Origin of the sequence: Gimesia benthica (assembly GCF_009720525.1) — a bacterium.
Taxonomy (GTDB): Bacteria; Planctomycetota; Planctomycetia; order Planctomycetales; family Planctomycetaceae; genus Gimesia; species Gimesia benthica.
The window spans coordinates 4,484,872-4,505,956 of record NZ_CP043930.1; the positions used below are offsets into that span (position 1 = coordinate 4,484,872).

Sequence of the window (21,085 nt, forward strand, 5' to 3'; positions counted from 1 at the left end):
GAATGAGAGTCAGCCTGCTTGTAAGTGATTGATTATTCAGACTTTAGGGTGACCAGTGTTCGGGCGGTTCCAGAGTCGGTCGATTTTGCAGAAATGAATCAGATGGGACCAGCCAAAAACGCTCAGCAGGGCGATCGCAGGCACCAGCGGCGCCCGCATTCGCATGTTGGTCCAGTAGAACAGATGCACGATGGTAAAGCTCACCAGCAGCCAGATTAGTGGTGACCAGTTTCGCTCTCTTTTCCAGACTACCAGACACACCCCCCAGAGACAGCCCAACAGGACAACAAAATAGTAGCTCGCCACTCCCAGTAGCAGAGTACGAGAGGGTGTCTGCCCCGCACTTGCGAGAGGGGCGATATTCCAGAATCGTTTGAGTCGCAGCAGACATGATTGGGCAAACAGCGAAGGTTGGGATGAAATATTCTGGCGTGCCCGCTGGTACATCCAGCGATCCCGTTCCTGTTCGGTCTCGAGGGCTGGCTGCAGTTGCGCGATGTCCGCCTCCAGACTTTTCTGCCAGGCATCCAGACTCTCACCTGTCCACACCGTTCCCCAGGGCTGCTGCACCACTTCGTTGTAAAAGACCGGATTATTACCCAGCAGAAGCGTGTATCCTCCATGCGTGGTCGTCAGAATCGGTGCGCGAAACACGACCAGATTGCGAATCAGCCAGGGGGAAACAGCCAGAATAATTCCCGCTGCCAGAAATGCGAGCTGCTGGCTGACTGACGTAAGCCGCAACTCCTCACTCTTTGAGAGCAGTCTCTGTTTGAGTGAATCCGCCAGGCGGATCACCAGCCAGACTCCCAGAAACGCCAGAAAAGTGGGCCGGCAGAGAATCGCCAGCCCCCAGACTGCGCCGGTCCAGAACAGCAGTGGTTTGTTGGTTGACGCTGATAATTCCTCTGCACGTGTGGAAAAACTGCAGATCAGCAGGTAGAGCAACAGGCTGCACAAGAACGTGGCCAGCACTTCGGTCATGGAGTAAGAGGTGTATTGTAGCAGAATCGGATCCGTCGCCACGATTCCCGCTGCGAGCACAGCGGCCCATTGTAACTGTAATCGCTGCCCTGTTTTCCAGGTGAACCAGACGGTGGCGATTCCCAGCAGAACCTGGAGAATTCCCGTCGCCTGGGGACCTGCATTCAGATAGTAACCCACGGCCAGCAGGCAGGTGTAAAGGGGTGGACGAAAGGCCGTCGGTTCGAGGTCCTGTCCCGCCTCCATGCTACTTGAAGTGAAACCATTTCCCGCAGCGAGGTTACGGGCAATCGCAATATAGGCATCCCGGTCTTCCCGCAGTTGATCACTCTGCCGTATTACGATTCCCAGTCGCAGACCGCCTGCCAGGAGCAGAATCAGTACAAGGGCCGTCGTTAAGAATCCGGTTTTGGTCACAGACAATGTTCCACTGTGGAATAGAGAGATCCCGGGGGGGCAACCCGACTGGATCAGCGTATTCTCGATCTGGTGTTTCGATTCCCCAAAGTATTAACAATACGGCAGTTAACCATTGGGAAGACTGCCCTAAGTATGCAGATCTCACACGGCAGAAACAAGGGGACTCTGCTCACCAGAAAAGGGGTTTATGTGATTTCTGACGGCTGTAGGGACTGAACAGACCTGCGATTCGAAATGATCCAGATATCAGGAAATATCAATGCTGCAGGTTCTGAAGTATGCCCGTTGGAAAAAAACAACACGATGCAAAAAAGGCACACTTTGTCGTGAAATCATAGTTTCCGTGAGCTATAGTTCGACAAGAGTAACTGGGTTGCGTGAGCTGCGGAAGTTTTCCTGCATTATCGCAACGGGCCGAATTTTAATCGTATTGCCTGTCGGGCAGCAGGAAGTGGTTTCCCCTTATGAGTCGTCAACCAGAGAGCTGGCTGGAATCAGGGGTAAACCTGCTCTATAAACTCCGCTGGGGCCTGCTGGTCGTTTTTTTGATTCTGACCGGCTTCGCTTATTTTCCAGCGTCGAAGCTGGACTTCGAACAGTCGATTGAATCGCTCTATGCTAAAGATGACCAGCACCTGCTCGATTACCTCGAGAGCAAACGGCTCTTCGGCGGCGATGAACTCGTTTTCGTTGCTTATACCGTACCCGGCCTGCTGGGCGAAGAAGGTTCCCGGGAAACCGATGAACTGAAAGAGGTCCGTAAATTCTCCCAGGAACTCAGTCAGATCCCGGGCATCAATGCAGACGTCACACAAAACCTGGCAAATGCGCTCAGCCCTCCGAAATTAAACTTCCTCTTACGGGTATTGATTCGACAGAAACGCGACGAACTGATCGAACTCTCGCGCGGCGTGCTGATCGGTGACGACAACGAAACCACGGCCATCGTCCTCCGCCTGCTGCCTGAAGATCAATCGCCCGTTCCCCGTGCTGAAACATTCAAACAAATCCGCGAGCTGGCACATGCCCACGAGCCCCGCGCCTATGTGGTCGGCGAGCCCGTGCAGGTCTATGACATGTTCCGCTACGTGGAAGAAGACGGCGATGTACTGTTTAAAGTCTCGCTCAGTCTGCTGGCGGTCGTATTGCTGCTGTTGTTCCGTCGGCTGCGTTGGGTGGCCCTACCTCTCCTGGTTGTGATCTGTTCGATCTGGTGGACCGAAGCAGTGCTTGTCATCGGAAATCTCCAGTTGAGCATGGTCAGCTCCATGTTGAATTCCCTCGTGACGATCATCGGCATCGCGACGGTCGCACACGTGGCCGTCCACTTTCAGGCCCTGCAGCGCGAGAACGTTCCCCGCCCCGATGCGATCCGCCGGACGATGGTCGAACTCTTACCCGCGATCTTCTGGACCTGTGCCACCACGGCTGCCGGATTCCTCTCGTTGTTGACCAGTGAAATCGCTCCTGTCCGCAGCTTCGGGATCATGATGGCCCTGGGTACTCTGATGGTGCTCATCGCCTCCACGGTCCTTCTGCCCGGCGGAATGTCGCTGGGTTATCTGCGTCAACCTTCAAAACAGTCGGACGATAAAGGTCTGGCCCGAAAGCTGAAACAGGTCGCTCAGATGAATGAGCGTTATCCCAAACGGATTCTCTGGGGTTCGCTGGTCTTCGTGATTTTTGCTGCAGCCGGCTTCAGTCGCTTAACCATCGAAACGGATTTCAGTAAAAACTTCCGCGACTCCAGCGAGATCGTCAAGGCGCTCGACTTCGTCGAAACCCGGCTCGGCGGTGCTTCCACCTGGGAAGTCAACTTTCCTGCTCCGTCTCAACTGAATAAGGAATACCTGGACCGCGTCCTGGCCCTGGCGGAAGACCTGCAACAGGTTAACCCTCCTGACAAAACACAGTTAACTAAAGTCATCTCCATTACGGACACGCTCGACTTCGTGCCGGCAAAACCGTTCGCCTCCGACCCGATCCAGTCCAAGCTCGACCAGATCGAAGACCTGCAGGCGGACTTCGAAAGCAGCCTCTACAATCCCGAACAGGGGCGCATGCGAATTGTCCTGCGGGCCCTCGAACGACAGTCGGCTGAGGAAAAACTCTCCCTGATTCACAAGGTCGATGCCCTCGCGAAAAAACATTTTCCCGGCTCGGAAACGAAAGAGTCCGATCAGGAATCAAAGGCCGTTCATGGCGAGCCTGGTAAGGCCGCCGGTATTTTTATTCTGCTCGCTTATCTGATTGACAGCCTGCTGCGAGATCAGCTTTACAGCTTCCTGCTCGCTGCCACCAGTATCTGGTTAATCATGTCACTCGCCTTCCGTAGTCTGAAACTGGGGCTGATTTCGATGGTTCCCAACCTGTTTCCGATTGTCGTCGTGATTGGTGTCATGGGCTGGACCGGACTGACGTTGAATATCGGTACCGCCATGATCGCCAGTGTTTCAATGGGACTCACGACCGATTCGAGCATCCACTTTATCTCAAGCTTCTTAAGAGCACGTTCGCGTGGTGCTTCGACAGATGAAGCGCTACGATCCACACAGCACAGTGTCGGCCGGGCAATCATTTATGCCACGTCCGCCCTGGTTGCCGGCTTCAGTGTACTCACCCTGTCACACTTCATCCCCCTGATTTATTTCGGGGCGCTGGTGAGTGTTGCTATGGTGGGCGGCGTCTTTGGTGACCTCGTCCTGATGCCCATTCTGCTGCGACTGACCTATCCCGACAAAGCGGAATCAGCTGCGTAACGGCATCGGTTTGTATTTCCGCTGATCCATGCCCACATAGCGTGAGAGCGGCTGGTACAGGTGATTGTTCTCCGTCTGTTCGACGATGTGTGCCACCCAGCCTGCCATTCGCGAAACCGCAAAGATCGGCGTGAACAGCTCAGGCTCAAAGCCCAGGTAATGCAGCAGTCGACTCGCGTGCCATTCCACGCGGGGATGAACGCGGGAGACTTTCGCCATGACATCTTCGATGGCATCCGCGGTCGCTTCCATGGCATTCAACCCCAGTGCATCTGCAACCTGCACACAATAATTCTTCAGAACCGTAGCCCGGGGATCGCGTGGGTTACGCGGTGAATGCTGGAATCCGAGTACCCGACGCCCCTTGGTGATTTCCTGGCAGGCCCATTCCTCTGCATTTCCTGAATGCATCGCTTCCTGTAACGCATCCAGCACGCCGGCTCCGGAGCTGCAGTGCAACTGACCGTTCAGCGAACCGATGGCGGCGTTGATCGATGAATACAGGGGGCTCCCCGTCGATGCCACCACGCGGGCGGCAAAGGTGGATGGGGCCAGACCGTAATCGGCCTGTGAGATCAGCAGGGCATTGAAGGCTTCTTCTTCGAGCTGGGTTGGCTCGTCCCCTTTAAGCATGTACCAGAAACTGCCCGCATATGAATGCTGGAAGTTAGGCACCACCGGTTTCTTCCCGTTGACGTAATGATAACGGAACGAGATCAGTTGCGGCAGCATCGCCAGCAGGTATTGGGCATTGGAAATATCCGACATGAACATTCCATATTCCATCTGCGGGTCGAAGTGTGCCAGCAGGCTGACGCCGCTGCGGACCACTTCCATCATGTCGATGTGCGGAGGAATCGATTCCAGAGCCTTCAACACGGGGTAGGGGAGCTGACCCGATTCGATCAGCATCGTCTGAAAGTCAGCCATCTCTTCGTGGCTGGGAAGTTCACCATGCAGGAGCAGGTAAGCAACTTCGAGGAACATGGCCTCGCGGGCCAGTTCATCTACCAGGTAACCCCGATAAGTCAAACCATCCTGGATTTGTGAGATTTCAGTTTCTGTCGCGACGATCCCGGCTAACCCGGGGCGATAAGGGTGACGTTCCATGTCTCAAACCTTTCGCTCTTCCTGAATACGATTTTAAGAGGCAGTCCATTTGCACAGAGTATAACCCAATTGAATCACAGAATCGACATACGTTACCGTCTGTTTTTTACAGGAACAGGGAAATAATTTACAGGTCCTTTTTTTGGGTTGACGTCCCGTAGGACAGTCGTTCGCACTTTAAAGCGCTTCCGGCGACCCGGGACCGGGCGAAATTAGTCGGTCTGCACCCGCTTCCAGCAGCGACTCCGCAGCCTTGATTCCGGTTTCTGCAGCCGCTTCCAGTGCGCCACTTTCGGAGACGAAAATCCGCTCCTGACCGTCGCCGCTCAATACGACTGCTTCCAATGTCAGTTGATTCTCTTCCAGCCGAGACAGACTGCCGATCGGAGCATGACAGCCCGCACGCAGATGCGAAAGCAGACTTCGTTCAGCCGTGGTCGCGGCGCGCACCGCGGGATCGGAAATCGCTCCCAGAATTTCAATGGTTTCAGTATCGTCGTCCCGGCATTCGATGCCCAAGGCGCCCTGACCGACGGCCGGATAGACTTCCGGCGGACTTAAGAGCAGCCAGTTCCGTTCGGCCAGCAGTTCCAGTCGCACCATTCCCGCTTTCGCCAGACACAGGGCGTCGTATTCACCGGAGTCCAGTTTCTTCAGACGTGTCTGCACGTTTCCGCGGACTTCGAGCATTTCCAGGTCGCTTCGCTGATGCAGCAGTTGAGCCCGGCGCCGCAGACTTCCCGTTCCAATCCGTGCCTGTTCGGGCAGATCAGCCAGCGACTCAATCGGCTCGGAACCCTCGGGCAGAATCAGCACATCGAACAAGGGACCCCGGTCCGGGATTCCCGCCAGGGTCAGACCGGGAGCTGGCTCGGTCGGTAAATCTTTGAGACTGTGAACCGCCAGATCAGCCCTTCCGTCCAAAACCGCTTTCTGCACTTCGCGAGTGAACACACCCAGTCCGCCGAACTGGGATAGCGGCGAGGTCAGATCGCGGTCACCTTCCGATGTGATATGCACGATTTCAATCGGCCGTCCGCTCCCCTGAGCTTCCAGCAGGGCAGACACATGCTCTGCCTGCCAGAGCGCAAGCTTGCTTGCTCGGGTCGCGATGCGCAAGGGACGCGGTTCCGCTGTCTGATTCATCAGTCAAATCTGCTTTCTATCCTGCGTATTCTGTTTTCGTGTCTCTCGTGACCGCATCGATCAACGTCAGACCGCGGTCTATTTTTCCGGTGGCTGCTCGGTGCTGTCAGTGGAATTTGACTCGGAAGCATCAGTCGTTTCTTCCGATTCGGAATGTTCGCTGGCGAGTGTGGTGGTCTGAGTCGTGGGTTCGGGCGGAGCGATCTGAACTTTGAAGCCGGCCAGCTTGCGATCGCCCAACAGACGCTTACCCAGTTCCTCCCGCAGCAGTTCATCAGTCACTTTCTGTTGCGGAGGCACCAGCACTCCACAAGACAGGCAGAACTGAAACGCCTGGTCGACGGTCAGGTTCAAATCTACAATCTCGCTGCGGGGAACACTCATCGTATAACCGGTAACCGGCATCGGTGAGGTGGGAATCAGGATCGCTACCAGGGGTTCACCCGCGGTCACCGTCATTTCGAGCATACTGTCTCCCGTGACGAATCCCAGCGACCAGATGCCGCGCCGCGGGTATTCCACGGCGACCACGCGACTGTAATCGACCGAGCGTTCGCTGAAGAAGAAGTCGGTCACCTGCTTCACCGAAGAATAAACGTTGCTCACGACAGGCAGTCTCGCCAGTACGCCCTGTTCGAACTTGTAGACCATCCAGGCGCCAATCCGGGCTGTCACGAAACGACCCAGGAAGTACAACGCTACAATCGTCAATGCCACGGCAACCGCGCTCAGGTTGAACAGACTTTTGAACCAGCGGGTCGTCGCCAGTTCCATATAGAGCCCCATCGCCGTTGTCGGCATGTCGGACGCGCGAATTCGCTTCGCGACTTCCCGATAGTCAGTATAAGGTACCGCCCGATCTCCAAACGGAACCCAGGCCTTATCCGTAAGCTGACGACGGGGAATTCGCCCCAGCGTCTGATCGTCAATCGCTTCCAGTTCCGCTGCATCCGTCCTGCTGACGAGGTAATCTTTGCGACAGTATTCCAGAGGAGGCAGTCCTTCCACCTGCACGAAGCTATCCCGCGGCTGGGAATCGTCGGTGAAGTAGGCGATACAATAGCGCACCGTGGTTGTGGTAGGCGTGATGATATAGTCATTCACGATTCCCGCGACCCAGATGACGATCACCAGCGTCAGAATCGGCGGCAGGCTGATCGCCAGGCCCCGCAGAAAGAAGTGATGGGTTCTCCCGATCTTTTTCTTCTCCTTTTTTTCAGGCGAATTCTTACCAGGGGGTGGCGGTGTGGTACTCGCATCCATCGAGATAACTTACCTTATCTGTTGTATCCACTGAAACAGCAGCCATTTCCGTGGAGTATCGATCTTAAATCTTCTATTGGCCCAGGGCCCTGGCAATGACTGCCACGTTGATCTCGCGGGCTCCTGCCTCCAGCAGCGCCTGCGTCGCAGCGTTGGCGGTTGAGCCCGTAGTCAGGACATCATCCACCAGTAAAATGCTCTGCCCCTGGATTCGCCTCGCTCGACGCACTCGAAACGCATCCCGTAAATTTCGTCTTCGTTCTGAAGAATTCAATCCGAGCTGCGCAGGGGTCCGTTTTCGTTTCGCGAGTATATTCACGTCGAAAGGGGCTTGCAAGCGGCCCGACAAAGCCTCACCAATCAGAGTCGACGGATTATGAGACCGGTAGAGCCGGGATGTCCAGTGCAGCGGGATCGGAATGATCAGATCAAAGTTCATGTTCTCCAGTGTTTCCTGATGGCGGTAGTATAGTAGATTTCCCAGGCTCACTCCCAGAGGGGCTCCCGGGTTCTGCTTCAGTTTTAAGATTAATTCGCTCAATGGTCCCTGATATTGACCCAGGGCTATCGCTCGCGTGAATAAAAAACGATCTTTCCTGCAGTGAATGCAGCCTGAAGACGTCTCTACATGCGGACCCACCGGTGCACCGCACCGTCCACACGTGTGAGCCATCAGGGGGGCGATCTGGTCGATCCGGGGCCCGCAGTTCGTTCCATCGCACAGCTGGTCTTCACCGCACAGTACACACCGAGGCGGATAAACAAAATTCCTCCCCGCCTGCAGCCAGCCGCGGGAAAGTGTCTCAATCAGGGGAATCCCCGAATATTTCATGATTTCACCAAAGTCACTACTGGGATCTCAGCTGATTTTCGATATCCTCACATCTTAAAGCAGCAGTCCCGGAAAATACAGATCCAATGTACAGATGGGACAATTTCACATGCACGGCACGTTGGTCAGGGAAAGTCATTGGAAGACAGCAGCACAGCAACAGTCATTGTCGGAGGCGGTCTCGCCGGCCTGGCCTGCGCTGCGGCTCTCGCGGAGCGGAATCAGCCTGTCACCCTGCTCGAGTCCCGACCCCGACTCGGGGGGCGCGCGAGCTCCTTTGAAGACCAGCAGTCCCAGTCCCTGATCGACAACTGTCAGCACGTCAGCATGGGTTGCTGTCACGAATTCAATCGCTTCTGCGAGACCGTCGGCATCGCCGATTCCTTTGAGCGAGCCGAGCAGCTCTACTTCATCGGTCCCCATCAGAGCGGTCCCGTCAACGCCGACACCCGCTTTCAGGTGAACCGCTTTGCCTCCAGTCCGGCGCTCCCCACACCCCTGCATCTGTTTCCCGCCTTCGCGCGACTCTCCTATCTCAACTTCCGCGAGAAACGCGAACTGGCCCAGGGACTCAAACAGCTCGCACGCACCCGCGTCAATCTGCAAGACGAACCGACCATGGCCGACTGGCTCCAGGCACACGGGCAGTCGCAAACCGTCATCGATCGCTTCTGGAACGTAGTTCTTGTCAGCGCACTCAGCGAAAGCCTGGAACGCATCAGCCTCTCGCATGCCCGCAAGGTTTTTGTGGATGGCTTTCTCCGCGCCCGCGACAGCTGGCAGGTTCTGATTCCCACCACACCCCTCGAACAGTTGTACGGCACCACAATCAGTGACTGGCTGACCACACGTGGTACCGAGATCCGTCTCAAGACCGGCGTCAAACAAATCCACATCACCGACGGCAAAGTAACCGGCGTCGAACTTCGGGATGGCACTCACATCGATGCAGACCGCGTCGTGCTCGCCGTTCCCCACCAGCGCGTGCTCGATCTGCTGCCTGCCGAGTTCCCCGGTCGCACAGAACTGTCGCGCATCGCAGAGCTTGAAGCGGCTCCTATCACCAGCGTGCATCTCTGGTTTGATCGCGAAATCACGCCGCTCCCGCACGCGGTCTTCGTGGATTGTCTTTCTCAATGGATGTTCAACCGTACGCAGTTGATGCAGCAGGAGCACGACGGACGCTGGTATTACCAGATCGTCATCTCGGCCAGTCATCAACTCACCGCAGCCGGACGCCAGGGACGTTCGCAGGAGGAGATCATCCAGGAGGTCATCGCGGAACTCACCCGGATCTGGCCTGTCACCGGAGAGGCCCAACTGCTGCATAGTCGCATGCTCACTGAACATCATGCAGTCTTCTCCGTTCAGCCCGGTGTGGAACAGCTCCGCCCCGCGCAACGGACGCAGGTCGCAGGTCTGTATCTCGCCGGAGACTGGACTTCCACCGGCTGGCCCGCCACGATGGAAGGGGCCGTCCGCAGTGGATTACTCGCGGCCGAGGAACTGCTCCACGATCTGGGGAAACCCGATTCATTGTTACTGCCTCCTGAAAATACGGCTTTTCTATCCAAAATGCTCTTCAGACTGTAAACTTTCACGCATGTTTCACCAGCTGACCTCAACCCTGGATCCGAAGCGCTCGCAGAAGCAGTCGCTTGCGCACTTCTTCCGCATCATGGTTCTGTTGATCGGCTTTACGATTTTCGGAACGGTCGGCATTCGGGTGATCGAAGGTGCTTCCTGGCTCGACAGCCTGTTCATGATCGTGATTACCGCGACCACTGTCGGATATGAAGACCCGGTGTCGCTGTCTGATAACGGCAAAATCTTTATCATTTTCTACCTCATGTTTGGTCTGGGGATTTTCACCTACAGTGTCTCCCAGCTCGGTCAGTGGATTGTGCGCCAGCAAATGAGTTCGGTTCTGGAGAAACGACGCATGCAGAAAACAATTTCCAATCTGGAAGGTCACTACATCGTGTGTGGACTCGGTCGGATGGGACACTCCATCTGTGAGTATCTGCACGAACGCGAAAAACAGTTCGTGGTCATCGACAGTAACGAAGAACGCCTGGAGCAGACCTGCACTCCCCGCAACTGGTTTTACATCCAGGGAGACGCCACCGATGACCAGGTCCTCAAAAGTGCCGGCATCGAACGGGCGGCTTCCCTCGCAGCAGCCCTCCCCGGGGACGCTGACAACGTCTACGTGGTCCTCACCGCACGGATGCTGAATCCCGGCTTTCAGATCATCGCCCGCGCCAGCGACGACAAGGCCGGAGAGAAGATCAAACATGCCGGCGCGAATCGCGTGGTCAGTCCCTTCCGCAGCGGCGCCGTCAAAATCGCCCGCTTCATGATTCACCCCGCGGTCGAAGATTTTGTTGAGGTCGCCAGCAAACATGTGGGTGGGTTCGAAGTCGCCGACCTGCAGATCACCGACGCCAGCCCCTACTGCGGCAAGAAACTGAGTGAAACCGATCTGAGCACCAAAGGCATAATGGTGGTCGGCATCTGTCGTCCCGGTCATCAGCCCCAGATGCCCCCGTCCAGTTCGTCGATTCTCAACGCGGGCGACAGTATCTTCGCCCTGGGTTCCTCGGATGCGATTACGCAGCTGATGGAAGAATTCAATCCGTCCACCGAGACATCCGCCTGAAAAGCGTCCGCGGTTTCTCTTCGTCGGTCCCTGCGGCCCAACCTGAACATGGCTCACCGCTGTCTCAGAGGAAGTGCATAAACTCCCCTTGATCGCCTCCCGCCGATGCGTATGCTGTTCTAACTTTGGCTCGCGCGCGAGACAGGTAATCTGCACTAAAACATTCGGCACCAGTGACGCAACAACAGCTGAATCCCCGTTGCTTTTCACCGGTTGTCTACTGGAACAGATCGCACTACTTCGCAAAGTCAGTCCTTCAATGTTCAGGGCAAACCAGGACACAAACCGGTCACAGCAGGACAAAATTCCGGACAGACCAGGACAAAATCCGGGCACAAGCGGACAAAATTCTGTCCCGCCCCGATTCAGAAAACACATCAACCTGGAACAGAGATTTTACTGAAGAAACGGACTAATGTGTTCGCTCGCCTGACGACATCCCCGACAGCTCAACCTCTGATCGAAATACATATGACACTCTCCCCTGAGCGGAATGGCGCTAGCCACCGGTAACACGGATAGACGCTGACCTCAGAACCAGTGCCGAGCCCTATCACGCTCACTACTGATCCGTGGCCTAGGGTATCCTGTCGCTCTGGTTCTCGGGACTCCAACAACAGAAAATCCAAATTCGCCGCAGTGCGTTAGCCCCGGTTGAAACGACTTTGGTCTGGAGCATTCGAATTAAGAATCACGAACTGCCCACCAGCAGATTATAAGAAACCGCACCCACCACCCGCAGATAAACAGTACGCAGCACTGAAAAGCCGGAACCGAAGCAAGGAGAACACTGCCGCTCACTCAACAGTGAAAACAACCCCACCAGACCTGAGCGGAATGGCGCTAGCCACCGGTAACACGGGTAGATGCTGACCTCAGAACCAGTGACGAGTCCTATTACGCTCACAGATCCGTGGCCGAGGGTATGCTGTTACTCTTGTTTTCAGGACTTCAACAGCAGAAAAGAAAATTAGCCGCAGGGCGTTAGCCCCGGTTGAAACGTCTTTGGTATATATCATCCGAATTAAGAAACGCTACCTAGCGCCTGGCCGCTCACAGAATCGGGTAAGCCCGAATGCAATTCGGGCCGAGCGTAGCGAGCAGGAAACTGCCAGGCAGAGAGCACGAACGAAAGGGAATCGTGGTTGCCGGACATTTCATCTCATCGGACAGCGTTTCCTGAATGATTCGCCTACCCTGTCAGTTTCCTGTTGCCTGCGGCAATACCGGATTGCATCCGGTACCACCCATGGAAATAGAACCGGACACAAAAACCTTTTTCGTGCTTTTCGTATCTTTCATGGTAGCAAAAAAACAGGATCAATCCCGCACCAGCGACCACTGCTGATCCAGAATCTTCGGCGACACCTTCAGCGCCGTTCCCAGTTTCTGGGCGAACAGCGACACGCGGAATTCTTCCAGCAGCCAGCGGAACTTGATCAGTTGCGGATCAATAATCTCCCGCTCATGATGCTGCCGGGCCCGCTGGGCGTACATTTCAATGTACCGCGAAATACTGCGAATATTAGCGATGTCCCGCTGCAGTCCGCTCCCGCCGAGTTTACTCAACCGCATTTCCATCCCCTGCAGGTAACGGGGAACCTGTTGCAGCCAGGGGTAGGGCGTATTCACCAGGAAGCGGGCGTTGATCAGGGCATTCAACTGCGCCCGCATGTCGGCCAGCGGTTCATTCCAGGCGGGAACCTTGGTCTTATCCAGCGTGATCTTGATTTTGTGATACTGCTCAAACAGCGTCGGCAACAGTGCCGCCAGATCCTGTGCGGCGACCGGAATCTGGTTCCGCCATTCCTTGATCAACTGACGATACTCGGCCTCGGTCCGTGGCTGGCGTTCTTTCTGTCCGCACAGCACCCGCTCCGCCAGCAGTTCGACCAGTTGTTCCCGCAGATTGATCCCGCCGATCCCCGCGGCATACAGTGAGATCCGTTCCAGGCCCGGGATATTTTCCACCTGTGATTTCAATCGCCGATGTTCGGCCAGCACAAACAGCCGCCGCAATCCGAACCGCGTCTCATAGGCGGCCCGCTCGGGCGCATCCCGCAGGCAGAGCATCACCGACTTCCCTTCATCGACCAGGCTCGGAAACCCGGTGAGTGACAGATTATCATGATCGATCTGCACCTCGGCTGGAAAATCTCCGAACGTCCAGTCAGTCAACCCGCTCTGGCTCCAGTGATCATCCGAGAGTGCCGAGAAGCTGCTGGCCGCTTTCGAACCATATTCCTGTCGCAGCTGCGTCAGGTTCCGGTTGACGGCGATCGCATCGCCCCCCTGGTCCAGCACACGGATATTCATCTGCAGATGCTGAGGCAGCCGCTCCGTTTCAAACATCTCCTTCGTGATCCGCTCTCCCGAAATCTGGGACAGCAGTGTCGCGACTTTCTCTTCAAACGAACCCTTGCCGAACTCCAGCTGCTTCACGACCTGCTTCGCCGTTTCCGGTGCCGGCACCAGCATCCGCCGGACCGACTTGGGCAGCGCCTTGATCATCGCCGCCACCTTTTCTTCCAGCAGCCCCGGCACCAGCCAGCCCAGTCGCTGGGGTGACAACTGATTGAGACTCTCCTGCGGAATTGAAATGGTCACGCCGTCTTCCGCGGCTCCCGGCTCGAGGTGATACTCCAGCGGAAACTGCATCTTCCCCATCTTGAGTGCGTTCGGGAATTCGGTCTCGTCGACCTCCTCCGCCTGTGCGTCGAAGAAGTCCTCCAGCCGCATGTTGAGCAGTGTCGGCGTCTTCCGTTTGGCGACCTTCCACCACTTCTTCAGGCTCACGCCGTCATAGACGTCTTCCGGAATCCGTGCATCATAAAACGCGAAGAGCTGCTCCTGCGAAGGAATCAGGTCGTACCGCCGCGACTTCGCCTGCTGCTGTTCGAGGTCACTCATGAACTTCTGATTGTGTGCCAGGAAGTCGACGTTGAGCGTAATGTCCCCCTCGACCAGGCCATACTGCAGCATCAGGGTCCGCGACTGTTCGGGATCGATCTTGCCGTAATGCACCGAGCGTCCCGGCACGATGGTCAGACCAAACAGCGTTACCTTTTCTGTGGCCATCGCAGACGCTGCATCCCCGTTCCAGCGGGGATCGCTCCAGGTCTTTTTCACCAGGTGCGGTGCCGCGGGCTCGATCCAGTTCGGCGAAATTTTCGCAACTGTGCGGGCATACCGCTTACTCGTTTCGATCAGCTCCGCCGAGATGACCCACTTTGGCTTCTTCTCAAAAATCCCCGACCCGGGCCAGAGGAAATACTTCTGCCCGCCGGAGCCCGTGTACTCGTGCGTGTCCGACCGCATGGCAATGTTCGACAGTAACCCCGGCAGCAGTGCCCGGTGAATCGCCGCCGAGTCATCTTTCCGAGGATGCAGTTTCAGCCCCGTCTCTTCGACCAGCTGACGCAGCTGCCGAAAGATGTCCGCCCATTCCCGCAGCCGATTGTACGACAGGTAATTCTGCACGCAGGCCCGCCGCAACCGGCTCTGTGACAGATCTTCTTTCAGCTTGTGATAAAAGTCCCACAGCTTGAGGAAGCTCAGAAAGTCCGAATCGGGATCGCGAAACTGTTCCTGGGCTTCGTCGGCTGCCTGCTGTTTATCGATCGGTCGCTCGCGTGGATCCTGCAGTTCCAGGGCCGACGCAATCACCAGAATCTCATGCAGACAGTTTTCATCGTGGGCCGCCAGAATCATGCGTGCAATCCGCGGGTCGACCGGCAGCCGACTGATCTGCCGTCCGATGTCGGTCAGCCGGTTCTGTTCATCTATCGCCCCCAGTTCAAACAGCGTGCTGTAACCATCGCGAATCGCCGCCGGCTTCGGAGGATCGATAAACGGAAAGTCTTCAATCGCGCCCAGCTTCATATTCAGCGTCTGCAGAATCACCGAGGCCAGGTTGGTTCGCTGAATTTCCGGCGACGTGAATTCATCGCGGCTGTTGAAATCCGCTTCGCTGTAGAGCCGGATACAGATCCCCGGCGCGACACGTCCACAACGACCGGCCCGCTGATTGGCAGACGCCTGCGAGACCGCTTCGATCGGCAAACGCTGCACCTGCGACCGACTCGAATACCGGCTGATGCGGGCCAGCCCCGTATCAACCACATAGCGAATACCCGGCACCGTGATCGACGATTCGGCCACGTTCGTCGCAATCACAATTCGACGATAGGTGGACGGGCGAAAGACCTTATTCTGTTCCGCCGTCGAGAGTCGCCCGTAGAGCGGCACAATCTCCGTCTGTCTTCCGCCGTCATCACCGATGATCGAGCGACCGCGCAACAGCTTCGCCGTCTCGCGAATATCCCACTCTGTCGCCACGAAGATCAGGATGTCCCCATCGTCGATCGCCGCGAGTTCATTCACCGCGTCCGCCAGCTGGGACTGTTCATCGCGGTTACTGTTTTTCCCTTTGCCCTGTCCCTTATCGTCCGGCTCTGCATCAAAGGGCCGGTAACGAATCTCTACCGGATACGTCCGCCCCGAGACATTCAGAATCGGCGCCGGCCCTTCACGGTTCGCAAAGTGTTCGCTGAAACGTTCGGCGTCGATCGTGGCCGATGTGATGATTACCCGCAGATCAGGCCGCTGCGCGAGCAGGCGTTTGAGATAGCCTAAGAGGAAGTCGATGTTCAGCGAGCGTTCGTGTGCTTCGTCGACAATGATCGTGTCGTACTGATTCAGAAAGCGGTCGTTCTGCGTTTCGGCCAGCAGAATCCCGTCGGTCATCAGCTTAATGTAAGTGTTCGGGTTCGTCGTGTCGGTGAAGCGGATTTTAAAACCGCAGGCGGTTCCCTGTTCGCGTCCCAGCTCTTCGGAGATGCGGGCCGCCACTGATCGGGCGGCAATTCGTCGTGGCTGGGTGTGACCGATAATGCCATTGATGCCTCGTCCCATCGACAGCAGCAGCTTGGGTAACTGCGTCGATTTCCCCGAGCCGGTCTCCCCGCAGATAATCACCACCTGGTTGTCGGCGATCGTCTGCTTGATGTGATCCAGTTCGTCATGGATCGGCAGGCTGCCGTCAAACTTGACCTCGGGCCGCAGCTTGAGCCGCTCCTCCCGTCGGGCCAGCGACTTCTTGAGTTCTTCCTGCAGCCGCTGCAGATTTTTATCGAACGGCTTTTTGTTCTTCTTTGCCTGCCGGATCGACCGCAGCCGTTGGGAGAACCGAAACTGGTCAACAACCATCGCCTGTGAGATCAGCCCGGGCAGCTCTTTCAGCGCAGCGTTCAGATCCTCACTGGCAGCACCAGCGTCAGCAGCAGCCGAATTCGCATCACCACGGGACATCACACATCAACAGACAAAAGAGGTAAACGCACAATAGTAAGCAGAAGGACCCGCATTATGCAGCGAAAGTTCGGCAGCGCGAAGGGTTTCCACCGGGATTTGTGGGAATAGTTGACCGGAAGTGCAGAGTTTTAGAACCACGTAAGGCACAAAAAACACGAAAAGTCTGTGACAGGAAACAGCTCTGAGGGTGGTCTCGGATGAAATCCGAGATTGCCGCAAGCAACAGGAGGTCGCAGAGAAATTAAACTGTCTTGTTTTGGTGTTCCCCACCAGTACCAACTACTGGGCCAGTCTCTATGGAATCGATGAAAGTCACTCAATTTCAAAGCAATCCTAACATATCCAGCACGTGCCCTTCTGATTACCTGCCTGTAACTTCTTCCTTGCACTGGCCTGGATTCACATATACCATATTACTGATGCAAGGTTGCTGAGAGTCCCACCTGATTTTCCTGCCTTCTACGTTGCTGTCGTAATGTTTCTCGCCCGTATTACTCCATTTGAAGTGGAACAGCGCTATGAGTCTATCTGCACCCACCGTCCGCAAACGCGGCTTCACCCTGATCGAACTGCTGGTGGTGATTGCCATCATCGCGATTCTGATCGCCCTCTTACTGCCCGCCGTCCAGCAGGCACGCGAAGCGGCCCGTCGCAGTCAGTGTAAAAACAATCTCAAGCAGATTGGCCTCGCGCTGCACAACTACAACGAAACACATCGTGTCTTCCCACCCGGATTCATTAACGATCACGGCTGGTTGTGCAACCTGTTTATCCTCCCTTTCATGGATCAGGCTCCTCTCTACAATAAAATCAGCCCCAACAGGCCCATGGATCTGACCAACACCACCGTACTCGCCGATGTGCGTACGGTTCTGCCCGCCTACCTCTGTCCGTCCAGCGCCGATCCCAACCCGGCTCAGAACGCAGACAACAGAGTGAGTGGCGTGGCCATCGGTCTGTCCAACTATCTCGGCTTCAACGGCAACGGCGACTATCGTTGTAACTCCTCCGCGAAGCCGAACGGTATGTTCTATCACAATAGTAAAACCCAGATCCGCGACATTACCGACGGTCTCTCCAACACGTTTGCGTTCACAGAAAGAACCACCGTGAACGACGCTGCCGGCACGAACCACATCGGTTCGATCTGGGCAGGAGTTACACCCTGTGCTGCGACTCCCAACAAATTCGAAAACATTCGTTACGGTCTGGTGCAGGCACGTGTCGGCTGGTCCATGATCAACGGAACCGGTTACCAGTTTGGTCCCAGCAGTCTGCATGAGGGGGGCGTGCATGTGCTCATGGCAGACGGTGCTGTTCGCTTCGCCAGCGAAAATATGGATGCTTCCAATAACCCAGGCACCATTTCCTCCGCAACCAGCACTTACTTCCGACTGGCCGTCATCAACGATGGTCAGGTCATCGGTGAATGGTAAGCCGAAGTAACTTCTGCTTACCTGTAACATAAAAAGAGCTCCCTGGTGCTCAGGCGCCAGGGAGCTCTTATCGTTTCATCTTAGTTGGGAACTGTTACATCAGTGCTTCAGTTCTCAACTCATTCCTTGTCCAGCTTAAAGGGGAAATCGTTTTCCCCGGGTTTGACTTCCACCGTCAGACTAGAGCTCTCATTGTACTTGGCAGGAATGACCTCTTTCATTTCGGTCGTGGTTCCGTCAGGATTTTCGACGTAGCGTGCTGTCGAGATGCGAACCGTATGCTTGCCGATCTTGGCTCCCTTGGTTGTCGGGTTATAAGCCAGTTCAAAGATCCCCTGGCTGTTTGTGATACCCGTCGAAGGCCGCCCCGCTTCAGGAGCAAACGTCACGACTGCTCCCTCGATCGGTTCCCCTTCCATGACCACCAGACCCTTCACCGATGCGGTATCAGGCTGATCCTCAGGTGTGCCGGAACAACCTGCCAGCAGAGTGCATACCGTAAAAACCAGTCCCGTGCAGCGTAACGAACGCGTAGATAAAAAATACATTGTGTTCCTGTATCCAAAAGGGGCGCGCTTAAGAAACTTCAGCCGCGGCACAGACTGGAAACAATCTGTCCACAGACTGCTGAAACAGATTCCATTCTCAGGAATCGTCGCGCAGGTGTAAAGCCAGACGGAAATCTGATTTCCCGTACGCAGGAAAGATCAGTTACCGGCTTTCTGCCGGGGAGCCTGCTTCACATGCTGATCGAGGAACTTCACGATGCGGTCGTTGGTCTCAGGAGTATTGAATTCCCGACCACCATGTCCGGCGCCTTTGACGACGATCAACTGCACGGGCACCTTCGCTTTTTTGAGTGCGGCGTCGAGTAGCTGACTCTGATGCACGGGCACCAGCGGGTCTTTCGAACCGTGAATGATCAGGAACGGGGGATCCTGTTTGTCGATGTAGGTGATCGGGTTGGCCTGTGCGACTTTGTCTTTGTTCTCCAGCACCGGTCCGCCCAGCAGCAAAGATTCCGGCGAACGGGGGTCGTTGTGTTTGAAGCGGGCGTCGGGCAGGGCATGCGCATCCATCTGCAGAAAATCGGTCGGTCCCCACATGTCGAGCACCGCCTGAACCTGACTCGATTGATCCGCATGTTTGCCGACGGTCCCTTCCAGCTGTTTGTCACCCCCACTGGTTCCCAGCAGGGCCACCAGGTGACCGCCGGCGGATGATCCACCTACGCCGATGCGGGACGCGTCGTATCCGTACTCTTTGGCATGGGCTCTCAGCCAGCGGATGGCGGCTTTACAGTCGTGAATCTGCGCAGGGAATGTTGCCTCGCCACTCAGGCGGTAATTGATGCTCGCACAGGCATAGCCGTTCTGCAGACCCAGGGGAACCAGTATCCCACCCCGGCCTTTGTCGCCACTTCGCCAGCCACCGCCGTGAATCCAGACGAGCAGGGGAGGCTGTTTGACATCTTTCGGAAGATACAAATCCAGCAACAAAGGCTTCCCATCCACTTCCGCGTATTCCAGGTTCCGATGCACTTCCGCATTTTCGCGAACCCAGCGAGGCGCACCACGGCGGGGCTGCTGGGCCGAAGCGGATTCGTTCAGGACGACGGTCAAGGTAAGTAGAATCGCGATGAAAGTCAGGCGGTTTCGGTGCATCTGGTTCTCCAGTGGTTCATGGGATGTGAGTCCCGTTGCAGGCTCAAGTCAGTTTAGGTCAGCGCAGTTCCCCATGAAACCCATTTCAGGCCCAACAGTTTCGCGGCAGCTCTCGATATTAGAGAAATCATCCCCGCCATCTGAAGCGGATGCGTATCCGCATGTTTCGCTATGTGAAGTTAATAATGGGAGATATGCGATGTATGGGGTGATATGGTGGTGGTGAACCGAAAGTGGCGATCAGCCTCATTTTGAGAAAGGTGTACATTTAGGCATGCAGAACGCAAATATCAATGAATAAACATGTTGCGATGCGTATGTTCGATAAAAAACACCATCAGAATGTCGGATTTTGAATAAATAAAGATTGAATTGTTAAAAAACATTATTAATATCGAGTTAGATATCTTAATAATTCTTAATAATGACAGCTGGAGTTCTTCCGGCTGATACGAATCACTTCCCCCGCTCAAGGGAATGTTGTTTCCTCGGCGATTTTGAAAATCGTACTTTTCTTTTTTTATCTTCTACCCAACGCGAGAGAATTTCATGCAAGTATCCACAACCCGCAGGCGTGCTTTCACGCTCATTGAACTTTTGGTCGTCATCGCCATCATTGCGATTTTGATTGCCCTGTTACTGCCCGCTGTCCAGCAGGCCCGTGAAGCCGCCCGGCGATCCCAGTGTAAAAACAATATGAAACAGCTGGGACTGGCCTTTCATAACTACCACGACAACTTCACCATGTTCCCCACGGGGTACTTCCATAGCTCAGGCTATCTGACCGGCTGGGCTGCTCGTATTCTACCCTATATCGATCAGGCGCCCCGCTACAACCAGATGACCGCACTGGGAGAGCTGACGCAACTGATGCCTTACCGGTTTACCACTGCACCTCACAATGGTGACAATAACCTGTTTACCGATCCGATCGCGGTCTTCTGCTGTCCCTCTTCGGAAATTGGTGAACGGGCTACCGACTACTCAACCGGCTGGGGGGGGAACCCCGGGAATGACGGCTCGCTGCACTACCGCGGCAATGGCGGTTCCGTCGATGTCGGCTTCGTCAACGGTTCCAATTCGAGTCGGCACTATGGAACATCAGGGGTCCTCTATCCCGGTTGTAAAACCCGGATGCGCGACATTACCGACGGGACCACCAACACCTTCCTGCTGGGCGAGCTGTCCAGCTACATCGGCTGGAGTGGTTCCAAGGGAGGCTGGGATGACATTGCACCCTGGACCTGGGCTACCTACTACTACGGTTCTGCCGGTTATCTGATGATCGACACCAAGCTGATGCAGTATCCCATCGGTTCGGGAAGTCACAGTCAGTATGGTGTCGGCTGGCGCAGTCAGCACGTCGGCGGCGCGCACATGCTGCTCTGTGATGGCAGTGTCCGTTTCCTGTCTGAAAGCACCAGTCTGGATCTGTTGAAAGGCCTTTCCACCCGTGCCACCGGCGAAGTGATCGGCGAGTTTTAATCGCGCAGCTT

General features: G+C 55.7%; 13 protein-coding genes. 5 read left to right on the top strand and 8 right to left on the bottom strand.

From position 1 onward, the window contains the following. Positions 1–36: 36 nt before the first annotated feature. Positions 37–1,401, bottom strand: a complete 1,365-nt coding sequence (locus F1728_RS17390; RefSeq protein ID WP_155365156.1) for a glycosyltransferase family 39 protein — start codon at positions 1,399–1,401, stop codon at positions 37–39. Between the two features lie 467 nt (positions 1,402–1,868). Between F1728_RS17390 and F1728_RS17395 the strand changes: the two genes are divergently transcribed. Further along, positions 1,869–4,163 (top strand): efflux RND transporter permease subunit, encoded by a 2,295-nt coding sequence (locus F1728_RS17395; protein WP_155365157.1) that lies wholly within the window; start codon positions 1,869–1,871, stop codon positions 4,161–4,163. On the opposite strand, the gene F1728_RS17400 is transcribed toward F1728_RS17395, so the two are convergent. The 4 genes from F1728_RS17400 to F1728_RS17415 form a co-directional block, all read right to left on the bottom strand. Further along, the gene (locus F1728_RS17400; RefSeq protein ID WP_155365158.1) at positions 4,152–5,273 is read right to left on the bottom strand and encodes a citrate/2-methylcitrate synthase; all 1,122 of its coding nucleotides are present in this window, start codon (positions 5,271–5,273) and stop codon (positions 4,152–4,154) included. The two genes, F1728_RS17395 and F1728_RS17400, sit on opposite strands and share 12 nt — an antisense overlap. Before the next feature lie 177 nt (positions 5,274–5,450). Then, a complete protein-coding gene (gene hemC / locus F1728_RS17405; RefSeq protein WP_155365159.1) occupies positions 5,451–6,419 on the bottom strand; it encodes a hydroxymethylbilane synthase in 969 nt (322 codons plus the stop codon). A gap of 78 nt (positions 6,420–6,497) precedes the next feature. After that, the gene (locus F1728_RS17410; RefSeq protein ID WP_155365160.1) at positions 6,498–7,682 is read right to left on the bottom strand and encodes a DUF502 domain-containing protein; all 1,185 of its coding nucleotides are present in this window, start codon (positions 7,680–7,682) and stop codon (positions 6,498–6,500) included. A 73-nt stretch (positions 7,683–7,755) separates the two neighbouring features. After that, positions 7,756–8,514: a ComF family protein gene (locus F1728_RS17415; protein ID WP_155365161.1), complete on the bottom strand. Its 759-nt coding sequence runs from the start codon at positions 8,512–8,514 to the stop codon at positions 7,756–7,758. Between the two features lie 138 nt (positions 8,515–8,652). Between F1728_RS17415 and hpnE the strand changes: the two genes are divergently transcribed. Then, positions 8,653–10,107, top strand: coding sequence for a hydroxysqualene dehydroxylase HpnE (gene hpnE, locus F1728_RS17420; protein ID WP_194242416.1), 1,455 nt, complete (start codon positions 8,653–8,655; stop codon positions 10,105–10,107). 10 nt (positions 10,108–10,117) lie between these two features. Further along, complete coding sequence (locus F1728_RS17425) at positions 10,118–11,176, top strand: potassium channel family protein (RefSeq protein ID WP_155365163.1); 1,059 nt, start codon at positions 10,118–10,120, stop codon at positions 11,174–11,176. Between the two features lie 1,320 nt (positions 11,177–12,496). Here the strand turns inward: F1728_RS17425 and hrpA are convergent. After that, the gene (gene hrpA, locus F1728_RS17430) at positions 12,497–16,486 is read right to left on the bottom strand and encodes an ATP-dependent RNA helicase HrpA (protein WP_155365164.1); all 3,990 of its coding nucleotides are present in this window, start codon (positions 16,484–16,486) and stop codon (positions 12,497–12,499) included. Between the two features lie 521 nt (positions 16,487–17,007). Between hrpA and F1728_RS17435 the strand changes: the two genes are divergently transcribed. Then, positions 17,008–17,925, top strand: a complete 918-nt coding sequence (locus F1728_RS17435) for a DUF1559 domain-containing protein (RefSeq protein ID WP_155365165.1) — start codon at positions 17,008–17,010, stop codon at positions 17,923–17,925. Between the two features lie 119 nt (positions 17,926–18,044). Here F1728_RS17435 and F1728_RS17440 read toward each other — a convergent pair whose 3' ends face one another. Together F1728_RS17440 and F1728_RS17445 are read right to left on the bottom strand one after the other, a co-directional pair. After that, positions 18,045–18,473, bottom strand: coding sequence for a transthyretin-like family protein (locus tag F1728_RS17440; RefSeq protein ID WP_155365166.1), 429 nt, complete (start codon positions 18,471–18,473; stop codon positions 18,045–18,047). A gap of 159 nt (positions 18,474–18,632) precedes the next feature. Further along, positions 18,633–19,589: an alpha/beta hydrolase gene (locus F1728_RS17445; RefSeq protein ID WP_155365167.1), complete on the bottom strand. Its 957-nt coding sequence runs from the start codon at positions 19,587–19,589 to the stop codon at positions 18,633–18,635. A gap of 549 nt (positions 19,590–20,138) precedes the next feature. Here F1728_RS17445 and F1728_RS17450 point away from each other — a divergent pair. Continuing rightward, positions 20,139–21,074: a DUF1559 domain-containing protein gene (locus F1728_RS17450; RefSeq protein ID WP_155365168.1), complete on the top strand. Its 936-nt coding sequence runs from the start codon at positions 20,139–20,141 to the stop codon at positions 21,072–21,074. Positions 21,075–21,085 lie beyond the last annotated feature (11 nt).